19 protein-coding genes and 1 pseudogene are annotated in these 21,620 nt (G+C 74.6%); 13 read left to right on the top strand and 7 right to left on the bottom strand.

Translation table 11 applies throughout. The annotated features are described in order from the left end of the window. Positions 1 to 69: 69 nt before the first annotated feature. Both TK50_RS34395 and TK50_RS12155 read left to right on the top strand, forming a co-directional pair. Positions 70 to 216, top strand: coding sequence for a hypothetical protein (locus TK50_RS34395; protein ID WP_176734219.1), 147 nt, complete (start codon positions 70 to 72; stop codon positions 214 to 216). Positions 217 to 263: 47 nt separating this feature from the next. Then, entirely contained in the window at positions 264 to 1,082 is an 819-nt protein-coding gene (locus tag TK50_RS12155; protein WP_144420221.1) for an EcsC family protein, read from the top strand. 93 nt (positions 1,083 to 1,175) lie between these two features. Here the strand turns inward: TK50_RS12155 and TK50_RS12160 are convergent, their stop codons facing one another. After that, positions 1,176 to 2,024: a GDSL-type esterase/lipase family protein gene (locus TK50_RS12160; RefSeq protein ID WP_043962836.1), complete on the bottom strand. Its 849-nt coding sequence runs from the start codon at positions 2,022 to 2,024 to the stop codon at positions 1,176 to 1,178. Positions 2,025 to 2,231: 207 nt separating this feature from the next. Here TK50_RS12160 and TK50_RS12165 point away from each other — a divergent pair, with 207 nt between their 5' ends. The 6 genes and pseudogenes from TK50_RS12165 to TK50_RS12190 all read left to right on the top strand — a co-directional run. Further along, on the top strand, positions 2,232 to 2,495 hold the full coding sequence (locus TK50_RS12165) for a DUF6343 family protein (protein WP_043962837.1): 264 nt from the start codon (positions 2,232 to 2,234) through the stop codon (positions 2,493 to 2,495). Positions 2,496 to 2,507: 12 nt separating this feature from the next. Continuing rightward, positions 2,508 to 3,920, top strand: coding sequence for an NADP-dependent succinic semialdehyde dehydrogenase (locus TK50_RS12170; RefSeq protein WP_043962838.1), 1,413 nt, complete (start codon positions 2,508 to 2,510; stop codon positions 3,918 to 3,920). 31 nt (positions 3,921 to 3,951) lie between these two features. Beyond that, positions 3,952 to 4,914, top strand: coding sequence for a TIGR03885 family FMN-dependent LLM class oxidoreductase (locus TK50_RS12175; protein WP_043962839.1), 963 nt, complete (start codon positions 3,952 to 3,954; stop codon positions 4,912 to 4,914). Positions 4,915 to 4,951: 37 nt separating this feature from the next. Beyond that, positions 4,952 to 6,526 (top strand): Na+/H+ antiporter, encoded by a 1,575-nt coding sequence (locus TK50_RS12180; RefSeq protein ID WP_043962840.1) that lies wholly within the window; start codon positions 4,952 to 4,954, stop codon positions 6,524 to 6,526. Next, the gene (locus TK50_RS12185; protein WP_043962841.1) at positions 6,523 to 6,780 is read left to right on the top strand and encodes a UBP-type zinc finger domain-containing protein; all 258 of its coding nucleotides are present in this window, start codon (positions 6,523 to 6,525) and stop codon (positions 6,778 to 6,780) included. Before TK50_RS12180 ends, TK50_RS12185 begins: the two co-directional genes overlap by 4 nt. A 135-nt stretch (positions 6,781 to 6,915) precedes the next feature. Next, positions 6,916 to 7,482, top strand: a pseudogene (locus tag TK50_RS12190) (snapalysin family zinc-dependent metalloprotease); the annotation flags it as partial. A 109-nt stretch (positions 7,483 to 7,591) separates the two neighbouring features. On the opposite strand, the gene TK50_RS12195 reads toward TK50_RS12190, so the two are convergent. Next, positions 7,592 to 10,213 (bottom strand): glycoside hydrolase family 9 protein, encoded by a 2,622-nt coding sequence (locus TK50_RS12195; RefSeq protein WP_043962843.1) that lies wholly within the window; start codon positions 10,211 to 10,213, stop codon positions 7,592 to 7,594. 208 nt (positions 10,214 to 10,421) lie between these two features. Between TK50_RS12195 and TK50_RS12200 the strand changes: the two genes are divergently transcribed. Then, positions 10,422 to 11,150, top strand: coding sequence for a PP2C family protein-serine/threonine phosphatase (locus tag TK50_RS12200; protein ID WP_043962844.1), 729 nt, complete (start codon positions 10,422 to 10,424; stop codon positions 11,148 to 11,150). A 244-nt stretch (positions 11,151 to 11,394) separates the two neighbouring features. On the opposite strand, the gene hrpB is transcribed toward TK50_RS12200, so the two are convergent. From hrpB to TK50_RS12215, 3 genes are read right to left on the bottom strand one after another with little or no spacing between them, the layout of a single operon-like run. Then, complete coding sequence (gene hrpB, locus TK50_RS12205; RefSeq protein WP_043962845.1) at positions 11,395 to 13,908, bottom strand: ATP-dependent helicase HrpB; 2,514 nt, start codon at positions 13,906 to 13,908, stop codon at positions 11,395 to 11,397. A 30-nt stretch (positions 13,909 to 13,938) separates the two neighbouring features. Continuing rightward, positions 13,939 to 14,139, bottom strand: a complete 201-nt coding sequence (locus TK50_RS12210) for a DUF397 domain-containing protein (protein ID WP_043962846.1) — start codon at positions 14,137 to 14,139, stop codon at positions 13,939 to 13,941. 41 nt (positions 14,140 to 14,180) lie between these two features. Next, the gene (locus tag TK50_RS12215) at positions 14,181 to 15,023 is read right to left on the bottom strand and encodes a helix-turn-helix domain-containing protein (protein WP_043962847.1); all 843 of its coding nucleotides are present in this window, start codon (positions 15,021 to 15,023) and stop codon (positions 14,181 to 14,183) included. Between the two features lie 144 nt (positions 15,024 to 15,167). On the opposite strand from TK50_RS12215, the gene TK50_RS12220 reads away from it, so the two are divergent. Genes TK50_RS12220 through TK50_RS12230 form a run of 3 tightly spaced genes read left to right on the top strand, consistent with a single transcriptional unit; the run spans position 15,168 to position 17,955 of the window. Further along, positions 15,168 to 15,794 carry a GOLPH3/VPS74 family protein gene (locus TK50_RS12220; RefSeq protein WP_043962849.1) on the top strand — a complete coding sequence of 209 codons (627 nt, stop codon included), beginning with the start codon at positions 15,168 to 15,170 and terminating at the stop codon, positions 15,792 to 15,794. A 41-nt stretch (positions 15,795 to 15,835) separates the two neighbouring features. Continuing rightward, positions 15,836 to 17,362 (top strand): APC family permease, encoded by a 1,527-nt coding sequence (locus TK50_RS12225; protein ID WP_043962850.1) that lies wholly within the window; start codon positions 15,836 to 15,838, stop codon positions 17,360 to 17,362. Beyond that, positions 17,359 to 17,955: a GNAT family N-acetyltransferase gene (locus TK50_RS12230; RefSeq protein ID WP_043962851.1), complete on the top strand. Its 597-nt coding sequence runs from the start codon at positions 17,359 to 17,361 to the stop codon at positions 17,953 to 17,955. The genes TK50_RS12225 and TK50_RS12230 overlap by 4 nt, the downstream gene beginning before the upstream one ends. 68 nt (positions 17,956 to 18,023) lie before the next feature. Here TK50_RS12230 and TK50_RS12235 read toward each other — a convergent pair whose 3' ends face one another. Further along, positions 18,024 to 18,848, bottom strand: coding sequence for a SigB/SigF/SigG family RNA polymerase sigma factor (locus tag TK50_RS12235; RefSeq protein ID WP_043962852.1), 825 nt, complete (start codon positions 18,846 to 18,848; stop codon positions 18,024 to 18,026). Between the two features lie 298 nt (positions 18,849 to 19,146). On the opposite strand from TK50_RS12235, the gene TK50_RS12240 reads away from it, so the two are divergent. Further along, a complete protein-coding gene (locus tag TK50_RS12240) occupies positions 19,147 to 19,857 on the top strand; it encodes an acetoacetate decarboxylase family protein (RefSeq protein WP_043962854.1) in 711 nt (236 codons plus the stop codon). Here the strand turns inward: TK50_RS12240 and TK50_RS12245 are convergent. After that, positions 19,806 to 21,395 (bottom strand): phospholipase D family protein, encoded by a 1,590-nt coding sequence (locus tag TK50_RS12245; RefSeq protein WP_043962855.1) that lies wholly within the window; start codon positions 21,393 to 21,395, stop codon positions 19,806 to 19,808. The genes TK50_RS12240 and TK50_RS12245 overlap by 52 nt on opposite strands. Positions 21,396 to 21,620: the final 225 nt, after the last annotated feature.

A 21,620-nucleotide genomic window follows, 5' to 3' on the forward strand; every position in this document is an offset into this window, starting at 1 on the left:
CCACAGTGGACGATTCGCGCTTGCCGGGGCAGGGTACACATGGAGGAGGACGACCGACAGGAGGACGACATGTCAGCACTGGTGCAGCGGCTCACCCGGTTTCTCCGGTCGCCGCAGGGGCAGCAACTCGTCGACCGGGGCCGCCGCGAGCTGGCCAAGCCGGAGACGCAGCGCAAGCTGAAGCAGCTCGCCTCCCGCCTGTCCAGCCGGCGCTGACCGCGCCGACGCCGCCGTACCGCCCGTCTCCGACCCCGGGAGCCTCCGTGACCGATTCCGCCCCCGTCGACGGCCAGCCCACCGTCCCCATGCCGGTCCCGTCGCCTCCGGCGGCACCGGCGCCACCGCAGGCGGCAGCGGCGGTGCCGGAGGCGGCACCGGGGTTGCCGGTCCCGGCGGTCGCCGCCGAGGACGCGCCGGAGGGGCCGCCGGCCCGGCTCTGGGACCGCATGCGGGAGGACCCGCAGTACGCGCCGGAACACCTGGCCCTGGAGGCGGTGCGCCGCCTGGGGCCGGAGGCGGCGCGGTGGGCCGCCCGCGCGCGGGCGGAGCGCCCCGGTGCCCCGACGGAGGAGCTGGCCGAGCAGGCCGTCCGCCGGTTCGTCAACCGGGCCCGGCTCTCCGGGGCGGTCTCCGGCGCGGCCGGGCTCCCCGGCGCGGTGATCGACGTCGGGGTGCTGGCCTGGACCCAGGCGCGGATGGTCCTGCACATCGCGGCGGCGCACGGGATCGACCCGACGCACCCGGACCGGGCCACCGACCTGCTGGTGCTGCAGAAGGTGCACAAGGTCGCCGAGACCGCCCGCCTGGCGCTGGGGGTGGCCGCCGGGCGGGAGCGCGCCGGGGCCCTCTTCGGCTCCGGCGGGCAGGCCGCGCTCGGCAAGGTGATGCTGCGACTGGGCGTCCGGCTGGCCCAGATGGCCGGGGTCCGCGCGGCGAAGCGGATCTTCGCCAAGGTGATCCCGGGGGCCGCGATCATCCTCGGCACCTGGGCGAACTCGTCGGCGACCAAGGACCTGGCCGAGCGGTCGCGGCAGCTCTACCGCAGCATGGGTCCCGCCGGGGGCGTCCCCCGGCCCCGCTGAATGCGCCGGCCGGCCCGGCCCCGCTGAGCGTGCCCCGCCGGCCCGGCTCCGTCAGCCGAAGCCGGCGGCCCGGCCAGGCCCGGCTCGGCCCGGTCAGTCGAAGCCGGCGGCGCGCCAGGTCACGTCGGCCAGCCGGCCCTGGCCGGCGACGTTGGGGTGGAACCAGTCCAGCGCGTTGACCAGGTCGAGGGTGAAGCGGACGCGGTGCACCGCCCCGCCGTCGTAGCGGCACCGCGAGCCGTACGCCCGGCAGGCCGACTTCAACTGGGCGTTGTACGCGTCGATGCGGTCCCGCACCTTCGCCCGGCGCGTCACGTCGGCGGGCGCGGTCGAGGTGGCGTTCGCCAGCAGTGCGGGGCACACCCCGTGCCCCCACGCCCGCACCGCCCGGGAGTCGGTGTGCCCGACCTCCCAGAGCCGGTACAGGTCGGGGACGCTGACCACCAGCACCCGCGCCTTGGGGCGGCCCGTGCGCAGCACCCGCAGGCCCTCGTCCACCTGCTTGCGGAACGTCGCCGCCGGGGTCATCGCGGCGACGTCGTCGCGGCACGCGTCGTTCGCGCCGATCAGCACCGTCACGTAGTCGGCGCGGTCGCGGACGGCCGCCTCGGCCTGCCCGGCCAGCGCCGCCGCCCGCGCGCCCGGCTTGGCGTGGTTGTGCGCCGCGCCGCGCAGCTTGGGGTTGCGGTCGAGCAGGCGCTGGTAGTGGCTGTCCACCCGCAGCCCGTCACCCGTGGACCAGGAGTTGCGCTCGCACGAGCTGAGCATCAGGCAGGAGCCGAAGCCGGTGCTGATCGAGTCGCCGAGGGCGGCCATGACGGCCGGCGTGCCCGGGGCCGGTGACCCGCCCGAAGGGCGCGGGCCGGCCTCGCCGCCGCTCTCGCAGGCGAGCGCGACCAGGGCCAGCAGGCAGGCGACGGCGGCGACCCAGCGTCGAGGCATCTTCCCCAGTCCCGCTTCCCCAGTGCTGCTTTCCTGTCGCGCGGCGGAGTGCGACAGCCAGCCAACCCTACGTGCGTCACCGGCGCGGGCGGTGGTCTGCTGTCGGCTTTCCGGCACTCGACGCCCCGGGCGTCCCCGCGTGTGGTAATCGGCTCGACCGCGACCCGATGCCCGGTTAACCGGGCCGATCGGGGGTAGCCCGCAGGGATGACGAGATCGCAGCCCCGTCGCGCCCGCGGCACCGTGGGCCACGCGTACAGCGCGTTGAACCTCCGCCTCGTACTCGCCGGCTTCGGGCTCGTGACCATGGTGATCTTCGCCGTGCTGGCGGTGTGGGCCGGCGTGGTGTGGCTCGGCGTCGTCTGCGCCGTCTTCGCCGTCGTCGCCGCGGTCGACCTGGTCGTCATCCAGCGCCGCCGTGCCGCGCGCCGCCGGGAGTCCCCGGGCGCGCGGCACTCGCTGTTCGAGTGACAGGAGTACGAGATGTCCATCGCCACCACCAACCCCGCCACCGGACAGGTGCTCACGTCGTACGACCCCATGTCGGACGCCCAGCTCGACGCCGCCATCGAGCGGGCCGACCTGGCCTTCCGCGACCTGCGCCGGACCACCGTCGCCCAGCGGGGCCGGTGGCTGACCGCCGCCGCCGACCTGCTCGACGCCGAGCGCGACGAGACCGCCCGGCTGATGACCACGGAGATGGGCAAGACGTACGCCGCCGCGCAGGCCGAGGTCACCAAGTGCGCCTCGGCGTGCCGGTTCTACGCCGCCCACGCCGAGCGGATGCTCGCCGACGAGCCCGCCGACGCCCGCGCCGTCAAGGCCGCCCGCGCCTTCGTGCGCTACCAGCCGATCGGGCCGGTGCTGGCGGTGATGCCGTGGAACTTCCCGCTCTGGCAGGTGATGCGGTTCGCCGCGCCCGCCCTGATGGCCGGCAACACCGGCCTGCTCAAGCACGCCTCGAACGTGCCGCAGACCGCCCTGTACCTGGAGGACCTGTTCCGCCGCGCCGGCTTCGGCGAGGGGGCGTTCACCACCCTGCTCGTCGGCTCGGACGCCGTCGACCGGATCCTGAGCGACCCCCGGGTGCGCGCCGCGACCCTCACCGGCAGCGAGGGCGCCGGCCGGTCCATCGCCCAGATCGCCGGCCGGGAGCTGAAGAAGACCGTCCTGGAGTTGGGCGGCAGCGACCCGTTCGTGGTGATGCCGTCGGCCGACCTGGACCGCGCGGCCGAGGTCGCCACCACCGCCCGCTGCCAGAACAACGGGCAGTCCTGCATCGCCGCCAAGCGCTTCATCGTGCACACCGACGTCTTCGACGCGTTCGCGCAGCGGTTCGCGGCGAACATGGCCGCGCTGCGGGTCGGTGACCCGATGGACCCCGCCACCGACGTCGGCCCGCTGGCCAGCGAACGCGGCCGCGACGAGATCGACGCCCAGGTCCGCGACGCCGTCGAGCAGGGCGCCACCGTGCTCTGCGGCGGCGAGAAGCCGGCCGGGCCGGGCTGGTTCTACCCGCCGACCGTCGTCACCGACCTGCGGCCGGAGATGCGGATGTGGTCGGAGGAGGTGTTCGGGCCGGTCGCGGGGCTGTTCCGGGTGTCGTCGTACGCCGAGGCGGTCGAGGTGGCCAACGGGACAGCCTTCGGCCTCGGCGCGAACGCCTGGACCACCGACCCGCAGGAGCAGGAGCGCTTCGCCACCGACCTGGACGCCGGCAACGTCTTCGTCAACGGGATGACGACCTCCTTCCCCGAGCTGCCCTTCGGCGGCGTGAAGAACTCCGGCTACGGCCGCGAGCTGTCCGCGCTGGGCATGCGCGAGTTCTGCAACACCAAGACCGTCTGGGTGGGCCGGGGCGAGGCGACGGCCGGCGCGGGGGCGCACGCCGAGTAAACGGGCGCCGGCGCGGGTAGGAGGTGCGCCCATGACGGTGTTCGGCTTCCACGCGTCCCACGAGCAGATCCACCCGGCCAGGCTGCTGGAGGCGGTGATCCACGCCGAGCGGGCCGGCTTCGACGCCGCCATGTCCTCGGACCACTTCTCCCCGTGGAGCGCCCGGCAGGGCGAGTCCGGGTTCGCGTGGTCCTGGCTGGGCGCGGCCCTCCAGGCCACCAACCTGCCCTTCGGCGTCGTCAACGCGCCGGGCCAGCGCTACCACCCGGCGATCATCGCCCAGGCCATCGGCACCCTCGGCGCGATGTACCCCGGCCGGTTCTGGGCGGCGCTGGGCACCGGCGAGGCCAGCAACGAGCACATCACCGGCGACCCGTGGCCCCGCAAGGACGTGCGCAACGCGCGGCTGCGCGAGTGCGTCGACGTGATCCGGGCGCTGCTGGCCGGCGAGGAGGTCAGCCACGACGGCCTGGTCACGGTCGACCGGGCCAAGCTGTGGACCCGCCCCGAGCAGCCGCCGGCCCTGATCGGCGCGGCCGTCAGCGTGGCCACCGCCCGCTGGTGCGCGCAGTGGGCCGACGGGCTGATCACCGTCAACGCCCCCACGGGCCACCTGCGCGAGATGATCGACGCCTACCGCGACGCCGGGGGCCGGGGCCCGCTGCACCTGCAGGTGCACGTGAGCTGGGCGCCCGAGCAGGCCGAGGCCGAGGCGATCGCGTACGACCAGTGGCGCAGCAACGTCTTCGCGCCGCCGGTCTGCTGGGACCTGGAGACCGCCGAGCACTTCGACGTGGTCTCCGCCGACGTGCCGATGGCGAAGGTCGCCTCGACGGTCAACGTCTCGGCCGACCTCGGCCGGCACGTCGGCTGGCTCCAGGAGTACGTGGAGCTGGGCTTCGACCAGATCGCCCTGCACCACGTCGGGCAGCAGCAGCGGGCCTTCATCGACACGTTCGGCGCCCAGGTGCTGCCGAAACTGCGGGCCGCGTGATCGGTCCGCGCCGGGTGGGGCCCTAGGCTCGTACCCCATGGAGCCCCTGTTCGAGGTCGTCGTCTTCCTCGCCATCGCGACGCTCGGCGCGGCGCTGGCCCGCAAGCTCGGGCTGCTCGCGCCGATCCTGCTCGTGGTGGTCGGCCTCGCGCTCTCCTTCGTGCCCGGCTTCCCCCAGGTCCGGCTCGACCCGGACCTGGTGCTGGTGGGCATCCTGCCGCCGCTGCTCTACGTGGCGGCCCTGGAGACGTCGGTGCCGGCGTTCCGGCTCAATTTGCGGCCGATCCTGCTGCTCGCCGTCGGGCTGGTGATCTTCACGGCGTTCGCGGTGGGCCTCGTGGTGCACCTGCTGCTGCCGGCGGTGCCGTTCGCCGTCTGCCTGGCCCTCGGCGCGGTGGTCGCCCCGCCGGACGCGGTCGCGGCCACCGCCGTGGCCCGCCGGATCGGCCTGCCCCGCCGGGTGGTGACGATCCTGGAGGGCGAGAGCCTGATCAACGACGCCACCGCGCTGGTGCTGCTGCGGGTGGCCACGATGGCGACGATCGGCACCTCGGTCGGGGTCGGCGACGTGGCCTGGGAGGTGCTCGTCGCCACCGGCGGCGGCATCGTGATGGGCCTGCTCGGGGTGGTGGTCTTCGGGTTCCTGCACAAGCGGATCACCGACCCGCTGCTGGACAACGCGGTGTCGCTGATCGTGCCGTTCGCGGTGGTCTTCGCCGCCGAGGAGATCCACGCCTCCGGGGTCGTCGCCGTGGTGGTGACCGGCCTCGGGATCGGGCACAAGATGCCACTGCTGATGTCGGCGGCCTCCCGGCTGCAGATCGGCGCGTTCTGGCGGCTGGTCCGGTTCCTGCTGGAGGGGCTGGTCTTCCTGCTGGTCGGCCTCCAGCTGCGCGAGGTGGTGCGGGACCTGGACGAGCCGCTGGGCTTCCTCGCCGCGATCACCGGCGCGGTGCTGGTCACCGTCTTCCTGACCCGGTTCGTGTGGCTCTTCCCGGCCACCTACCTGGCCCGCCTGGTGCCCCGGGTGCGGCAGCGGGACCCGGCCCCGTTGGCGAAGTTCCCCATCGTCATCGGCTGGGCCGGGATGCGGGGCGTGGTCACCCTGGCCGCCGCGCTGGCCCTGCCGCTGACCCTCGCGCAGGACCGCCCCTACCCCCGGCAGTTGTTCATCTGGCTGGCCTTCGCGGTGATCGTGGTGACGCTGGTCGGCCAGGGCGCGACGCTGCCGGCGGTGGCCCGCCGGCTGAAGCTGCCCCCGGACGACCCGGTGCAGGACGCGCTCTCGGCGGCGGGCGTGCAGCAGCAGGCCAGCCGGGCCGCCCGGGAGCGGCTCGACGAGCTGGCCGAGTCGGCGCCGACGGCGGTCGTGGAGCGGCTGCGCCGGGTGGCGCAGGAGCGCACCAACCTGGCGTGGGAGCGGCTGGGCGGCACCGAGCGGGAAACGCCGTCGCAGGCGTACGGTCGGCTGCGGCAGGAGATGATCGACGCGGAGCGGGAGGTGTTCCGGGCCGCCCGCGACTCCGGCCGGATACCGGAGGAGGTGCTGGTGCGGGCGTACCGCGACCTGGACCTGGAGGAGTCGCTGCTGCGGCGGGAGGAGGAGTCATGAGCTGCGAGCACCTGGCGGGGGCGGGCACGGCCGAGCCGGGCACCACGACGGAGTGCCCGGACTGCGTGGCCGTCGGCAACGCCGACTGGGTGCACCTGCGGTCCTGCCTGACCTGTGGGCACGTGGGCTGCTGCGACTCGTCGCCGTACCAGCACGCGTCGAAGCACTTCGCGGCCAGCGGCCACCCGGTGATGCGCTCCATCCAGCCGGGGGAGGCGTGGCGCTGGTGCTTCGTCGACGAGGAGATCGGCTGAGCCGTCACCCGGGAGGGCGGGGCCGACGCGGCTCGTATGACGCAGCCGCTATGCGGATGGATCGGCCAGGCTGGATCTATCATCGACGCACATCGATCGGGGCGGCGCTGCCGCCGTGACCTCCGAGGAGTGCGTGTGATCCGACGACACCTGCTGCGTACGGCCGGAGCCCTGGCCGCGACCGTCCTGGCCGCCGCCGGGGTGCTGGCCGCCACCGGCACCAGCGCGTCCGCCGTCCGCACCGTCTACTACGACGCGAGCCGGGCCGGCGAGTTCCGCACCAACTTCGACCAGGCCGCCCAGATCTGGAACAGCAACGTCAGCACCGTCCGGCTGCTGCCCGCCACCCCCGGCAACATCACCATCTACGTCGACAACGGCTGGCCCCGGGCGCAGACCACCTCGCTGGGCAACGGCCGGGTCTGGATGGGCTGGGAGGCGGTGAACGAGGGCTACAACCGCACCCGCATCGCCACCCACGAGATCGGCCACATCCTCGGCCTGCCCGACAAGCGCACCGGCCTCTGCTCCGACCTGATGTCCGGCAGCAGCGCGCCGGTGTCCTGCACCAACGCGATCCCCAGCGCCGCCGAGGCGTCCCGGGTCAACCAGCTCTTCGCCGGGGGCCTCGCCGCGACGACGACGGTCGGGAAGACGTACGTCTGGGTCGGCGGCGAGGCCGCCCCGAGCATGGCGGGCGGGGTCACCGCCGGGGCGCACGACGCCCCCTGATCCGCGCGGCGTCGCCGCCGGCCGGAACGCCGAAAGGGTGGCCCCCCGAACGGGAGGCCACCCTTTCCGTATGGTCGGGTCAGGACAGGGTGCAGGGCGCGCCGTTGACCGTGACCAGGCCCGGCGCGGGGTTCGCGCCGCCGCCGGTGGTGGCGTTGAAGCCGAAGGTCGTCGCGCCGCCCGGGTCGATCCGGGCGTTGTACGACTCGTTCTTCGCCGTCACGGTGGCCCCGGACTGGGTCACCTTCGCCATCCACGCCTCCCGCACCTTCTGGTCACCGGTGAAGGCGAACTTCGCGGTCCAGCCGTTCACGACGGCGGTGCCGGTGTTGCGGATGGTCACCTGGGCGGTGAACCCGGTGCCGCCGTGCCAGGTGCCGTAGTTGTCGTACGACACCGAGCAGGTGGGCACCGGCACGGCCGGCGCGTCGTCCTGGTCGGCGAGGAACGAGGCCAGCCAGGTCAGCGCCGAGTTCCAGTTGATCGCGATCTCGTTGGTCGAGTACGAGTTGATGTCGTCGACGTAGCAGAACATCGGCTTGCAGCCGGCGAGCAGGTTCGACGAGAACGGGTCCTGCAGGCCGGCGTTCGCGCCACCGGCGAGGGAGCCGGCGGGCGGGTTGGGCGAGGTGGGGTCGAACTGGTTGGCGTACATCCGGCTGTGCTGGTTGCGCGCGGTGTGCTCGCCCCACCCGGTCACGTACGAGATGTTGAGCGCGTTGCGGCCCAGCAGGTAGTCGGCCGCCTGCACGGCCCCGTCGCGGTACTTCGCGTCGCGGGTCAGGTCGAAGGCGGTGCCCAGCACGACCGCGTTGTTGGTGATGTTGCCGTTGGCACCCCAGAAGTAGCTGTTGGCGTCGCCGGGCATGGGCAGCCCGTACGCCTGGCCGGCGGCGATCTCCAGGTAACGGTCGGCGGCGGCGGTCACCGAGGCGCGGACCCGGGTGCGCTCGACGGCCGGCAGGCCGCTGGGGACGGTGGCCAGGTCGAGGCGGCCCAGCGCCGCGACGCCCTGCCAGCCGAAGCCCTGGTCGCCGAAGACCGCGCCGGTGTGGTGCTTCGAGGCGGTCAGGTCGGTCAGGTACGCGGCCTCACCGGTGGTCAGGAACAGCTCGGCGGCGGCCCAGTAGAACTCGTCGCTGACGTCGGTGTCGTCGTACGTGCCGCCGCCGGTGCCGTCAGTGGGGCTGGCGTAGATCGCGGGGTGCGCCTTGGCGGCGGCGTACGCGGTCTTCGCGGCGGTGCCGCAGCGGGTGGCGAACGCCGCGTCGTACGGGGCGAACAGGCGGGCGCACTGGGCGGCGACGGCGGCCAGGTTGAGCGTGGCGGCCGTGGACGGCGGGTGCAGCTCGCGCGGCTGCGGGTCGGCGGCCGGGTCGAGCGGCAGGCCCGTCCAGTTCTTGTCGTGGATCTTGTGGTGGGCCATCCCGGCCAGCGGCTTGCCGGCCGGCACCTGCATGCGCAGCAGGAACTCCAGCTCCCAGCGGGCCTCGTCGAGGATGTCGGGCACGGCGTTGCCGCGCTCGGGCACCCGCAGGGTGCTGTCGGCCAGCCCCGCGCCGGCGTCGGCGGTGGCCGCCGTCTTGGTGCGCTCGAAGGTGTTCAGCAACTGGTAGGTGGCGATGCCGCCGTTGACCACGTACTTGCCGTGGTCGCCCGCGTCGTACCAGCCGCCGCGCACGTCGAGGGAGTAGTCGCAGACCCCCGGCTGGCAGGGCACGCTGGTGTCGCCCTGGTTGGGGGCGACGCCGACGTGACCGGCGGCGCGGGCGTACTCCTCGCCGACCAGGTCGCCGTCGATGGCGATGCCGCTGCGCTGGATGTAGAAGAACTGGAGGGCGTCGCTGCGCAGCTTGTCGTAGAGGGTGCCGGAGATGTCGAACGGGTGGCTGGTCTCGCCGTCGGCGACGAGCGTGTAGCCGGTGCCCGGCGTGCGGAACGACGAGAAGTCGATGGTCTGCACGTTCTGCCCGGACGCCTCGTCGACCCCGCGCGGCTTGCTCTGCCCGCTGGCCACCACCGCGCCGGCGGCGGAGCGCAGCTGCCAGGCGAACGGGGTGGTGGCCTCGGTGACCACGGTGGCGTTCTTCGGGCCGCCCGGCAGGTAGCCGACCTGGTTGACCCGCACCCGGGGCCCGGTGTCCGGCTCGTACGGCACCGGCGGCTCGCCGCCGCGCAGCGAGACGTTGTCGAGGCAGATGGTCTGCTCGGCGGCGGCACCGCCGACCTGGAAGATGATCTGCGCGCTCGGGTTGTCCTCGCTCGCGGTGAACGTCTTGGCGAAGTGCGCGCTGGTGCCGGTGGCGGCGGCGTCCACGCTGGCGTACTGCGTGTAGGGGGCGGCGCCGAGCTGGAGCACGGCCTTGACGTTCGCCCCGGGGGTGGCGGTGATGTCGAAGGACAGCTCGTACTCGGAGCCGGCGGTCAGCGGCACGGCGTCCTGGCCGATGCCGGCGTCCCAGGGGTTGGCCAGCCCGCCGGCCACGGTGGCGCACAGCCGGCCGTCGGTCACGCCGAGCGGGCCGGTGCCGTACGAGAACCAGGGGGAGACGCCCTCGCTGAAGTCGCCGTTCTTCAGCTGCTCGGGGGCGTCCGGCGGAACCTCGGCGTGGGCCACACCGGCGGTGGTGCCGGTGAGGGCCAGGGTGGTCGCCGCGGCGAGTGCCGCGAGGCGGCGTCGACGTCGTCGGGATGGCGTCACGGGGGATCCTTCCGGGGGACGGGGCTGCGCCGATGCTGGGAGCGCTCCCACTATCGACCTGATATTTCCAGCGGGTGTCTGCCGTGTCAATTGAGGTCGCTGAATAAGATTGGTCGACCCGTCCCGCCGCGTGAGATTCGCCGCGCCACGCGGCGTCCTCGCGATCTCCTAGAGACAACTGCGCCCTCCAACTGGCAGGCTGCGTGCCATGACCCTGAAGCTGCGTTCCGTGGGGGCGAGCGACCGCGGGCTGATCCGCAGCGGCAACCAGGACGCCCTGCACTCCGGCACCTGGCTCGTCGCCGTCGCCGACGGCATGGGCGGGATGGCCGCCGGAGACCTGGCCAGCCGCATCGCGATCGACGCGGTCGGACCCCTGGACCTGGCCACACCCGAGGACGCCCTCGTCGCCGCCTTGCAGAGCGGCATCGAGCAGGCGACCGCGCGGATCGCCGAGGCCGTGCGCGAGGACCCCGAGCGGCAGGGCATGGGCACCACCCTGACAGCCCTGCTCTTCGCCCGCACCGGAAGCTGCCTCGCCCTGGCCCACGTCGGCGACTCCCGCGCCTACCTCTACCGGGAGGGGGTGCTCAAGCAGATCACCCGCGACGACACCTTCGTGCAGATGCTCGTCGACCAGGGCCTGATCACCCCCGACCAGGCCGCGAGCCACCCCCGCCGGGCCGTGGTCACCCAGGCGTTGCAGGGCGGCGAGGTCTCCCCAGCGTACGCGACCATGGTGCCCCGGGCCGGCGACCGCTGGCTGCTGTGCAGCGACGGCCTGTCCAACGTGGTACGTCCGGACACCCTCGCCGAGGTGCTGGCCGGGCACCCGGACCGCGACGAGTGCGCCCGGCGGCTGATCGACCTGGCGCTGCGCGCCGGCGGTCCGGACAACGTCACCGTCGTCATCGCCGACGTGGTCGCCGAGGACTGACCCGCCGCCCGCCCGTCGCCCGCCTGCCCGCCCGCCTGCCTGTCGGCCGCCTGCCGGTTGGCCGCCGCCATGTCGGCGACATGGCGGTATCCGGGGCCCCGGGACACCCCCATGTCGCCGACATGGTGAGCCCGACCCGGCCGGGCGGGCCTGCCGCCGAGCCCGGGCCGGCCCGGGGCCCGGCCCGGCGGGGCCGGGGTCAGCGGGGCCGGGGTCAGCGGGGCCGGGGTCAGCGGGGCCGGGGTCAGCGGCGGCGGGGGGCCGCCCGGCGGGTCGGCTCGGCCGTGGTCGGGTCCTCCGGCCAGGGGTGGCGGGGGTAGCGCCCCCGCAGCTCCGCGCGGACCTGCGGATAGCCCGTGCGCCAGAACGACGCGAGGTCGGCGGTGACCGCCACCGGCCGACCGGCCGGGGAGAGCAGGTGCAGCAGCACCGGCACCCGGCCGCCGGCGACCCGGGGCGCGTCGGCCCAGCCGAACGTCTCCTGGAGCTTCACCGCGAGCACCGGGGCCGCCGGGTCGGCGTAGTCCACCCGGACCCGGGAGCCGCTGGGCACGGCGATCCGCTCCGGGGCCAGATCGTCCAGCCGGGCCGCCAGCGACCAGGGCAGCAGCCGGCGCAGCGCGGCGACGACGTCGACCCGGGCCAGGTCGGCGCGGCGGCGGGCGGCGGCCAGCTCCGGGCCCAGCCAGTCGGCCACGCCGGCCAGCAGCGCGTCGTCGGTCACGTCCGGCCAGTCCGGCCCGAGCGCGTGCCGGCAGAACGCCATCCGCTCGCGTAGCGCCCGCGCGGCCGGCGACCAGGTCAGCAGCGCGAGGCCGTCGCGGCGCAGCCCGTCGCGCAGCGCGGCGGCCACCAGCTCCGGCCCGGGGCGGGCCAGCGGTCGGGCGACCAGCTCGATCGCGCCGAGGCGGACCACCTCCCGGGCCACCACGTCCCCGCCGGACCAGGCCACCTCCCGCCCGGAGCGCAGCAGCGGACCGCCGGCCTCCCGCGCCGTCGCCTCGTCCAGGCCGGCGGCCAGCCGCACCCGGGCGGTCGGCGCGCCGGGGGACCGGTCGGCCACCGCGACGGCCAGCCACGCCGTGCCGGCCAGCGCCGACCCCGGGGCCAGCTCCGCCGCGGTGCCGCCCGCCATCAGGTACGTCGACCCGCCGGCCCGCCGGAGGCGGGCCAACCGCTCCGGGTACGCCAACCCGACCACCAGCCCGGCGGCCAGCTCGTCGGGCAGCGGGGGCGTCGGGGTGGTCGCCCCGGTGGGCAGGGCGGCGCGCAGCCGGCGGGTCTCGGCGCGCCAGCGGGCGGTGGCCGCCGGATCCGTGCCCGCCCGCAGCCGCCGCCACGCGGCGGTCAGGTCGTCGCCCGGCCCGGCGACGGTGTCGTCGGCGAGCAGCGCGACGACCGCGGCGGCCCGGTCCGCGCCGACCACCGGCGCGCCGTCCAGCAGCGCCCGGGCCAGCCGGGGGTGCGTCCCGGCCCCGGCGATGGCCCGCCCCCGGTCGGTGATCCGGCCCGCCGCGTCCAGGGCGCCGAGGGTGGTCAGGGTGTCCCGGGCGACCGTCATGGCGGCGGCCGGCGGCGGGTCCGGCAGGGCCAGCCCGGTGCCGTCCGGGTCGCCCCAGGCGGCCAGCTCCAGGGCGAAGCCGGTGAGGTCGGCGGTGGCGATCTCCGGCTCCGGCTGGGCGGCGAGCCGGGCGTGCGTCGCCTCCGACCAGCAGCGGTAGACGTGCCCGGGTGCCTCCCGGCCGGCTCGGCCGGCCCGCTGGGTCGCCGCCGCCCGGGACACCGGCACGGTGACCAGCGCCCCCAGGCCCCGGGACAGGTCCACCCGGGGCACCCGGGCCAGCCCGGCGTCGACCACCACCCGGACCCCGGGCACGGTCAGGCTGCTCTCCGCCACGGCGGTGGCCAGCACCACCCGCCGCCGGCCGGCGGGGCGCAGCGCGGCGTCCTGCTCGGCGGCGCGCAGCCGCCCGTGCAGCGGCAGCAGGTCCACGGTGCCCCGCAGGGCGGCCAGCCGACCGGTCACGGCGGCGATCTCGCCCACCCCGGGCAGGAAGGCCAGCACGTCCCCGTCGTGCTGGGCGAGCGCCCGGCGCACGGTGGCCGCCACGTGGTCCAGCAGCGCCGGGTCGACCCGGCCGGAGGCGGTCACGGGGGCCGGGCGGGGCGGCGGGGCCCAGACCCGGGCCACCGGGTGCAGCGCGGCCTCCGCCCGCACCACCTCGGCCGGCGTGCCTCCGGTGCCGAGCAGCGCGGCGAAGCGGCCCGCGTCCGGGGTCGCCGACATGGCCAGCAGCCACAGGTCCGGGCGCAGGGTCTCGCGCGCCTGCGCGGTGAACGCCAGCGCCAGGTCGGCGTCGAGCTGCCGCTCGTGGCACTCGTCGAGCAGCACCGCGCCGACGCCGGGCAGCTCCGGGTCGCGGTGCAGCCGGCGTACCAGCAGGCCGGTGGTGACCACCTCGACCCGGGTGGCGGCGCTGACCCGGCGCTCGCCGCGCACCGCGTACCCGACCCGGTCGCCGACCCGCTCGCCGAGCAGGGCGGCCATCCGGTGCGCCGCCGCGCGGGCGGCCACCCGGCGCGGCTGGGCGAGCACCACCCGGCCGGCGACCGCCCCGGCCACGGCCAGCGGGGCCAGGGTGGTCTTCCCCGTGCCGGGCGGCGCGACCAGGACCGCGCCGCCGGCCGCGCGCAGGGCGTCGAGCAGCGCCGGTAGCGCGGGGCGGACCGGCAGGTCGAGGGTTACGTCGGCGAGCACCGTCCTACTGTCGCACCGGGCCGCCGGGCGTCAGCGGGGGCGTACGGCGTCGAGGCCGGCGACGAACGCGTCCCACGCCCCCGGGGCGAAGACCAGCGCGGGGCCTTCGCGGTCCTTGGAGTCGCGGACCGCGACCCGACCGTCGGCTGTGGCCACCTCGACGCAGTTGCCGTTGCCGCTGCTGCGGCTGCTGGTCCGCCAGGCCGCCCGGGACAGGTCGAGCGCGGTCATCCCCGTACCTCTCGTCTTTCTGCTGGCGCGCCGCGATGCGGTCACGCAAAGTTACGAGAAGCCTCCTCCAGGCGGGTCAACGAATCCGCCGGACTGAGCGCCATCCGGCACAGCTTCTCGTGCAACAGGCTATACCCGCGCACATGATCGGCTTCCTCCAGAGCCAGTCCCATCGTGAGGTTATCCAGGTAAACCACGGATGCGTCGGCGTCGTCGGAAAAGCCCAGGATGACGTAGGGAGTGGTCATCGCCGGGTGCCCGCCGGCCGCGAACGGAAGTACCTGCACCGTGACGTTCGGTAGTTGTGCGACGTGGTGGATGTGGGCCAGCTGCTCGGCCATCGCCGCCGGTTCGCCGACCGGCCGCAGCAGCACCGCCTCGTTGAGCACCACCGACAGCTCGACGGGGTTCTCCCGGTGCAACACGTCCTGCCGGCGCAGCCGGGCGGCGACCTTGCGCTCGATGCGTTCCTCCCCGGCGGTCAGCCGGTAGATCGCCCGGGCGTACGCCTCGGTCTGGAGCAGGCCGGGCACGGCCTCGGCCTCGTACGTGCGCAGCGACGCCGCCTCGGCCTCCAGCCCGACGTAGAACTCGAACCACTCGGGGAGCACGTCGCTGTAGTTCTGCCACCAGCCGCGCTGCTGCGCGCCCCGGGCGATCTCGATCAGCGCCTCGGCGTCGGCCCCGGTGACCTGGTAGAGGGCCAGGGCGGCCCGGACGTCGCGGGGCTTGATGCCGATCTGGGCGTTCTCGATGCGGGAGAGGTTGCTCTTGGACATGTCGAGTTGGCGGGCGGCGACGTCGAGGGTCATCCCGGAGCGCTCGCGCAGGTGGCGCAGCTCGCGGGCGATACGACGGCGGCGGACGGTCGGGCTGGCGGTCACCCTCCGAGTCTGTCACGCCAAGATCCCCAGGTCGTTCGGACACGGAGTGCAACTGTCGAAAGTGGGAGTTGCGTTGCAACCCGCTGACGTGCATCCTTTCACCCGGCGTCGATCAGTTGTGGACAATCCGTTCGGGAGGCTCGTGTGCTCACCGCCGACGAGTTCTATCTGATCGCCCACAACGACAGCCGGGGCAAGCCCAAGCTGCATCCCAGCGCGGCGGGCATCGGCCTGGCGGCGGCCCTGCTCGGCGAGTTGGTCCTGTTCGGACAGGTCACCGTCGCCGCCGGGAACGTGACCGTCGTCGACCGCCGCCCGCCCGCCGACGCCCTGGCCCACACCGTCCTGGACCAGTTGGTCGGCGAGTCCCAGCACCAGTCGGTGCGCACCTGGCTGAGCTTCCTCGGCCAGAGCGCGGCGACCTCGGTGGCGGAGCGGCTGGCCCGCGCCGGCGTGCTGCGCCGGCAGGAGAACCGCCGCCTGCTGCGCACCACCGTCAGCTACGTCCCGATCGACCTCAACGCGGTGGCCTGGCCGGCGACCCGGCTGCGGGCCCTGCTCGACCGGCCGGAGCCCCCGACCGTGCCGGACGCGCTGCTGCTCGGCCTGGTCGCCGCCGCCGGCCTCACCCGCGAGGTGCTGTGGAGTGCCGGCCCCCGCGCCCACCACCGGCTCAGTGTTCTCATCCCGGCGTTGCCCCCGCCCCTGAAGGAGCTCGTCGCGCACACCGAGGCCGCCGTCGGCGCGGCCGTGCTGCGCGGCATGCCCTGACGGCCGCCGGCCCCTCACCCCTCCTCGAACCGGAGCAGTCGATGCCCCCCACGACTACATTCGAACGACCGAGCAACGTCTCCGACGCCCTGGCCCGTGGCCGCCTCGGCGTGCCGTCGGTGATCTTCTTCGTGCTGTCGGCGGCCGCGCCGCTGACCGTGGTGGCCGGCGTGGTCACCACCGGCTACGCCGTCACCGGCGTCACCGGGATGCCGCTGGCCTTCCTGGTGGTCGGCGCGGTCCTCGCCCTCTTCTCCGTCGGGTACGTGGCGATGGCCCGCCGGGTGGAGAACGCCGGGGCGTTCTACGCGTACGTCTCGCGGGGGCTGGGCCGCCCGGCCGGCGTCGGCGCGGCGTGGGTCGCCCTGCTGGCGTACAACGCGCTCCAGGTCGGGTTGTACGGCGCGGTCGGCGCGGCGGCGACGCCGGTGCTGGAGCGGCTGTTCGGCGCGTCGCCGGCCTGGTGGGTGGTGGCCCTGGTCGCGTGGGCCCTGGTCGCCGTGCTCGGCCTGCTGCGGGTCGACGTCAACGGCATGGTCCTGGCGGTGCTGCTGGTCGCCGAGATCGCGGTGATCCTCGTGTTCGACCTCGGGCAGCTCGGCCACCCGGCCGGCGGCTCGGTGAGCCTCGCCGCGCTGTCCCCGGACAGCCTGCTCGTCCCGGGGGCCGGCGCGCTGCTGGTGCTCGCCATGACCGGCTTCGTCGGCTTCGAGTCCTCCGTGGTGTTCAGCGAGGAGAGCCGGGACCCGAAGCGCACGGTCCCGATGGCCACGTACCTGTCGGTGGCGATCATCGCCGGGCTCTACGCCCTGTCGTCGTGGGCGATGACCGTGGCCGTCGGGCCGGACCAGATCTCGGCGCAGGCTGGCGAGCAGAGCGTCGAGCTGATCTTCAACCTGGCCGGGGCGCACCTCGGCGACACCGCCGTCACCATCGGGCAGGCGCTGTTCATGACCTCCGTGCTGGCCGCGATGATCTCGTTCCACAACACCACCGCCCGGTACGCGTTCGCGCTCGGCCGGGAGCGGGTGCTGCCGGCGGCGTTCGGGCAGACCTCGCCGCGCACCGGTTCGCCCCGGGTGGCCTCGCTCGCGCAGAGCGCCCTCGGCCTGCTGGTGATCGTGCTGTACGCGGTCAACGGCTGGGACCCGGTGCTCCAGCTCTTCTACTACGCCGGCTCCGGCGGCGGGTTCGGCGTGCTGCTGCTGATCGCCACCACGTCGATCGCGGTGATGGCCTACTTCGCCCGCACCCGGGCGCAGGAGAACCTGTGGCGGCGGCTGATCGCCCCGGGGCTGGCCGCCGTGGCGCTGGTCGCCATCATCACGGTGGCGGTGGACAACTTCGCCATCCTGCTCGGCGTCGCCCCCGACTCCGCGCTGCGCTGGGCCGTCCCGGCCGCGTACCCGGTGGCCGCGCTGGTCGGCGTGCTCTGGGCGCTGGTGCTGCGCAACAGCCGGCCCGACGTCTACGCCCGGATCGGGCTGGGCGCGGAGAGCGCCACCCTGCTGGCCGCCCAGGGCTTCGACGGCGAGCCGGCCCGCGTGGGCGCGGGGGCGCACAGGTGAGCGACGTACGCATCGAGCGGCTCGGCCCGGCCGAGACCCGGCTGGTGGCCGAGCGGATCGCCGAGGCGTTCCTGGTGTTGCCGGCGACCCACTGGCTCGTGCCGGACGCCACGCGCCGCCGGGCCGTGCTGGCCGACAACTTCGAGATCCTGGTGGGCCACGCCATGGCGCACGGCCAGGTGCACGCCACGGCCGACCGGTCGGGGGTCGCGGTGTGGTTCCCGCAGACCGGCGACGACGTCCCGCCACCGGTGGACTACGACGCCCGGCTGGCCGCCGCGTGCGGCGCGTGGGTCGACCGGTTCCGCCACCTCGACGACCTGTTCGCCGCCAGCCACCCGCACGACGGGCACCACCACCTGGCGTTCCTCGCGGTCACGCCCGACCGGCAGGGGCGGGGGATCGGTTCGGCGCTGCTGCGCCACCACCACGCCTGGCTGGACGCCAACGGCGTGCCCGGCTATCTGGAGGCGAGCAGCGAGATCGGCCGGGACCTGTACGCCCGGCACGGCTACCGGCCCCGGGAGGTCTTCCGGCTGCCGGACGGCACCCCGTTCTTCCCGATGTGGCGGGAGCCGGCGACGACCGGCTGAGGAGCCGACACGCGAGGGGGCCCGGCGCACGCGCGCGCCGGGCCCCCTCGTCTTTCGTGCGGGCGGGCCTAGTAGGTGCCGTCGAGCTGGCCCCGCAGCTTGGTCAGCGCCCGGGCGAGCAGCCGGGACACGTGCATCTGCGAGACGCCGATCTGCTCGGCGATCTGCGACTGGGTCAGGTTGCCGTAGAAGCGCAGCGTGAGGATCTTCTGCTCGCGCTCGTCGAGCGTGGCGAGCGCCGGGCCGAGGGCGACCCGGAGCTCGGCCAGCTCGAACTCGTTGTCCTCGCCGCCGAGCATGTCGCCCAGCTCGGTGGCCCGGTCGCCGTCGCCGGTCGGGGTGGACAGCGACACCGCGTTGTAGGCGCGGGCGCCCTCCAGGCCCTCCAGGACCTCTTCCTCGGTGAGCTTGAGGTGGGCGGCGATGTCGGCGACCGTGGGGGAGCGGCCCAGCGTCTGGAGCAGGGAGCTGTTGGCGTCGGAGATCGCCAGGCGCAGCTCCTGGAGGCGGCGCGGGACGCGGATGTCCCAGGTGCGGTCGCGGAAGTGCCGCTTGAGCTCGCCGATGATGGTCGGGATGGCGTAGCCGGCGAAGTCGACGCCGCGCGACGGATCGAACTTGTCGATGGCCTTGATCAGGCCGACGGCGGCGGTCTGCGCGAGGTCGTCGGTCGGCTCGCCCCGCCCGCTGTAGCGGTGGGCCAGGTGGTTGGCCAGGGGAAGCCAGGCCTCGATCGCCCGGTCCCGCATCGCGGCGCGCGACGGGTGGTTGGCGGGCAGTGCCGCCATCGCGTTGAGCAGATCGGCGGCGCTGTCGGTGAGCGCACGCGGATCGAGCTTGGCCGTGGACTCCGGCGCTGTGGTCGTCTGCTCGCTGGTCGTTGGCGCGGTCATGGGTGGTCCTCCCTGCACCTCGTCCGCGGATAAAGACGTGACGCTTTGGTTTAGCTTCAGATGGTCCGTTCGGGACTCACCTTAGCCTGATCGGCCTCCAGAAATCTAGCCGAAAGTACGATGTACTTAAGGTGTGTTCGACAACAAAACCCCCAAAAAGGGCAGCAACGTACGAATCTGTGATCGCGATTACCGGTTCCAGGTCGGTTATGGGTCCGAACTGTCGGCTTTCCGTCGTTGTCCCGCGTGCGGGACGGCCCGTAGCGTCGCGGGGAACCTTCCCCCGCCCGGAGGCGCCGTGCTCGACCCCGCCGACCCGCACCTCGTCGTGCACAGCCGCATGGTCTACCTCTGCTGGCTGCCGGCGGCCCCGGACGCGGTCGTCGCCCTACTGCCGGCCGGCCTGCGCGCCGGGGCGGACCCCCACGTCTTCATGAACCAGTACGTGGTCGACGACGAGACCCAGACCTCCGGCCTCGGCGCATACTCGCTGACCTACCTCGGCATCTGCGTCGCCGGCCAGGGCGCCCCGGGCGGCTGGTGGACGCACTACCTCTGCTCCAGCCCCCGGATGCGCGGCTATGCCGCCGCGCGCGGCGCACCCGTCGGGGCCGGGCACACCTGGCTGGAGCGGCGCGGCGACACGCTGGTGGCGCAGACTGAGGTCGACGGCATGCCGCTGATCCGCACCCGGGTCCACGTCGGCCACACCGGTCACCTCATCCGCAGCGGCCACCACCGCTACGTGACCGCCCGCGACGGGGAGCTGACCGGCGGCGTCCACCCGTACGTGGCCGAACCGGTGACGCCGTTCGAGGTGGAGTCCGTCGACTTCCTCGACCCCGACCACCCCGTCCACGCGCTGCGCCCGGCCAACCCGCTGACCATCACAGAGGGCTTCTACTCGCCGCGCGCCTCCTTCGCGTACCCGGGCGGGCCGGGCGGGTACGCGCCCGCTCACCAGGTGCCGGATCGGCGCGCCCGCAGTGGCCTGCCGTCCGGGTCGTAGACCAGCCGGTACGCCGGCAGCGCCCAGGCCCGGGTGTACCACGGCAGCCGCTCGGGGCGGTGCGGGCGCAGCCGGCCCGGCGGTCGCGGGCCCACCCGCCCCGAGTCGTGCCAGCGCTGCAGCGCGTCGGCCGCCGAGGTGATCGCCCGGACCGCCGAGGCCGGGTCGAGCAGGTCGGCGTCCCCGCCGCCGTCCGGGTCCCGGTCCAGGTGTTCCCGCCACAGCCGCAGCCGCAGGTCCCGGGCGAAGCGGCGGGCCCCGTCGCCCAGCCCCGCCGGGTCCAGCGGGGCGCGGTCGTCCCGGGTCTCGTCGAGCACGGCGCAGGACAGCTCGCTGTCGTGGGTCCAGGAGCGGCGGTTGAAGTTGTCGCTGCCGACACTGGCCCACACGTCGTCGACCACGCACACCTTGGCGTGCACGTAGACCGGGTCGCCCGCGTGGTTCTCCACGTCGAAGACGTGCACCCGGTCGGGCGCGGCCTTCCCGCACAGCGCGAGCGCCTGCTCCCGCCCCACCAGGTTCGGCGGCAGCGCGAACCGGCCGTCGACGTCGGGGTGCCGGGGGACCACCGCCACCAGGTGCAGCTCCGGGTTGTCCCGCAGCGCCCGGGCGAACAGGTCGGCCACCTCGGTCGACCAGAGGTACTGGTCCTCCAGGTAGATCAGCCGGCGGGCCCGGCGTACCGCCTTGGTGTAGCCGCGCGCCACCGTCCGCTCGCCGTCGGGGGCGAAGGAGTAGCGCGGGCGCACCGCCGGATAGGTGCGCAGCACCTGGATCCGGTGCGGGCCGCACGGCGGCGGGTCGGCCGGCTGGTCGGGCAGCGGGTCCGGGCGCAGGTCCGACCCGCGCAGCCGGTCCCGCAGGTAGGCCAGAGGGTTCTCCGAGTCCAGCGGCATCGGGTCGGTCCACCGCTCGCGGAACGTGGTGTCCAGCGCGCCGACCACCGGCCCGCGCAGCGCGAGCTGCACGTCGTGCCAGGGCGGGTGGTCGCCGTACCGGGGCGACATCAGCACGGCCTGCCGGTCGCCGCGGTGCTCGGCGTCGTCGCGGCGGCTGTGGCACAGGTCGATCCCACCGGCGAAGGCGACGTCGCGTTCCGGGTCCTCGGGATGGCGCAGCACGACGAGCTTCTGGTGGTGCGAGCCGCCCCGGCGGACCCGCTGGTCGAGCAGCACCTCGCCGCCGGCCGCGCAGATCGTCTCGCTGAGGCTGCGGTTCTCCGCCTCGCTGAACGACAGGGCGTCGAGGTGCGAGCGCCACAGCAGGCCCTTGACCACCACCCCGCGCTGGGCGGCCTGGCTGAACAACTGGGCGACGGTCGGGCCGTCCGGGCGCATCAGCTCGTCGGGGTCGCCGCGCCAGTCGGTGAAGAACAGATGGTCGCCGGCCCGCAGCGCCTCCACCTCGCTGACCAGCCGGTCAAAGTAGGCCGAGCCGTGAATCAGCGGCTCGGCGAGGTTTCCGGTCGTCCAGACGGGTATCCGTGAGACCGGGTTGGCGCGTTCGGCCGCGGTGAGGAACCAGTCCCGCATCGGCACGCTCCAGCTCCCGAGGTCGACAACGTCCTCACCGTAGGACCCCCGCGCCGGGTCCGCACGCCGACCGGCACCCCCGGTGACCTGGCCGACGATCCGCGCGGAGCCACATCCGAGATAGCGAAGCGCACACCGAGGAGGCCGCACGATGCCCGCCGAGCCGACCGATGTCATGACCGAGCAGCACGAACAGCCGGTGGAGGGTGAGCGGGGGGCGCTCGTCGCCGT

Origin of the sequence: Micromonospora haikouensis (assembly GCF_000876225.1) — a bacterium.
GTDB classification, from domain to species: Bacteria; Actinomycetota; Actinomycetes; order Mycobacteriales; family Micromonosporaceae; genus Micromonospora; species Micromonospora haikouensis.

Coding starts and splice junctions, on each gene's coding strand:
- TK50_RS12160 (WP_043962836.1), bottom strand. CDS start 2,024: ATGCCTCGACGCTGGGTCGCCGCCGTCGCCTGCCTGCTGGCCCTGGTC.
- TK50_RS12165 (WP_043962837.1), top strand. CDS start 2,232: ATGACGAGATCGCAGCCCCGTCGCGCCCGCGGCACCGTGGGCCACGCG.
- TK50_RS12180 (WP_043962840.1), top strand. CDS start 4,952: ATGGAGCCCCTGTTCGAGGTCGTCGTCTTCCTCGCCATCGCGACGCTC.
- TK50_RS12170 (WP_043962838.1), top strand. CDS start 2,508: ATGTCCATCGCCACCACCAACCCCGCCACCGGACAGGTGCTCACGTCG.
- TK50_RS12200 (WP_043962844.1), top strand. CDS start 10,422: ATGACCCTGAAGCTGCGTTCCGTGGGGGCGAGCGACCGCGGGCTGATC.
- TK50_RS12175 (WP_043962839.1), top strand. CDS start 3,952: ATGACGGTGTTCGGCTTCCACGCGTCCCACGAGCAGATCCACCCGGCC.
- TK50_RS12235 (WP_043962852.1), bottom strand. CDS start 18,848: ATGACCGCGCCAACGACCAGCGAGCAGACGACCACAGCGCCGGAGTCC.
- TK50_RS12225 (WP_043962850.1), top strand. CDS start 15,836: ATGCCCCCCACGACTACATTCGAACGACCGAGCAACGTCTCCGACGCC.
- TK50_RS12210 (WP_043962846.1), bottom strand. CDS start 14,139: ATGACCGCGCTCGACCTGTCCCGGGCGGCCTGGCGGACCAGCAGCCGC.
- TK50_RS12185 (WP_043962841.1), top strand. CDS start 6,523: ATGAGCTGCGAGCACCTGGCGGGGGCGGGCACGGCCGAGCCGGGCACC.
- TK50_RS34395 (WP_176734219.1), top strand. CDS start 70: ATGTCAGCACTGGTGCAGCGGCTCACCCGGTTTCTCCGGTCGCCGCAG.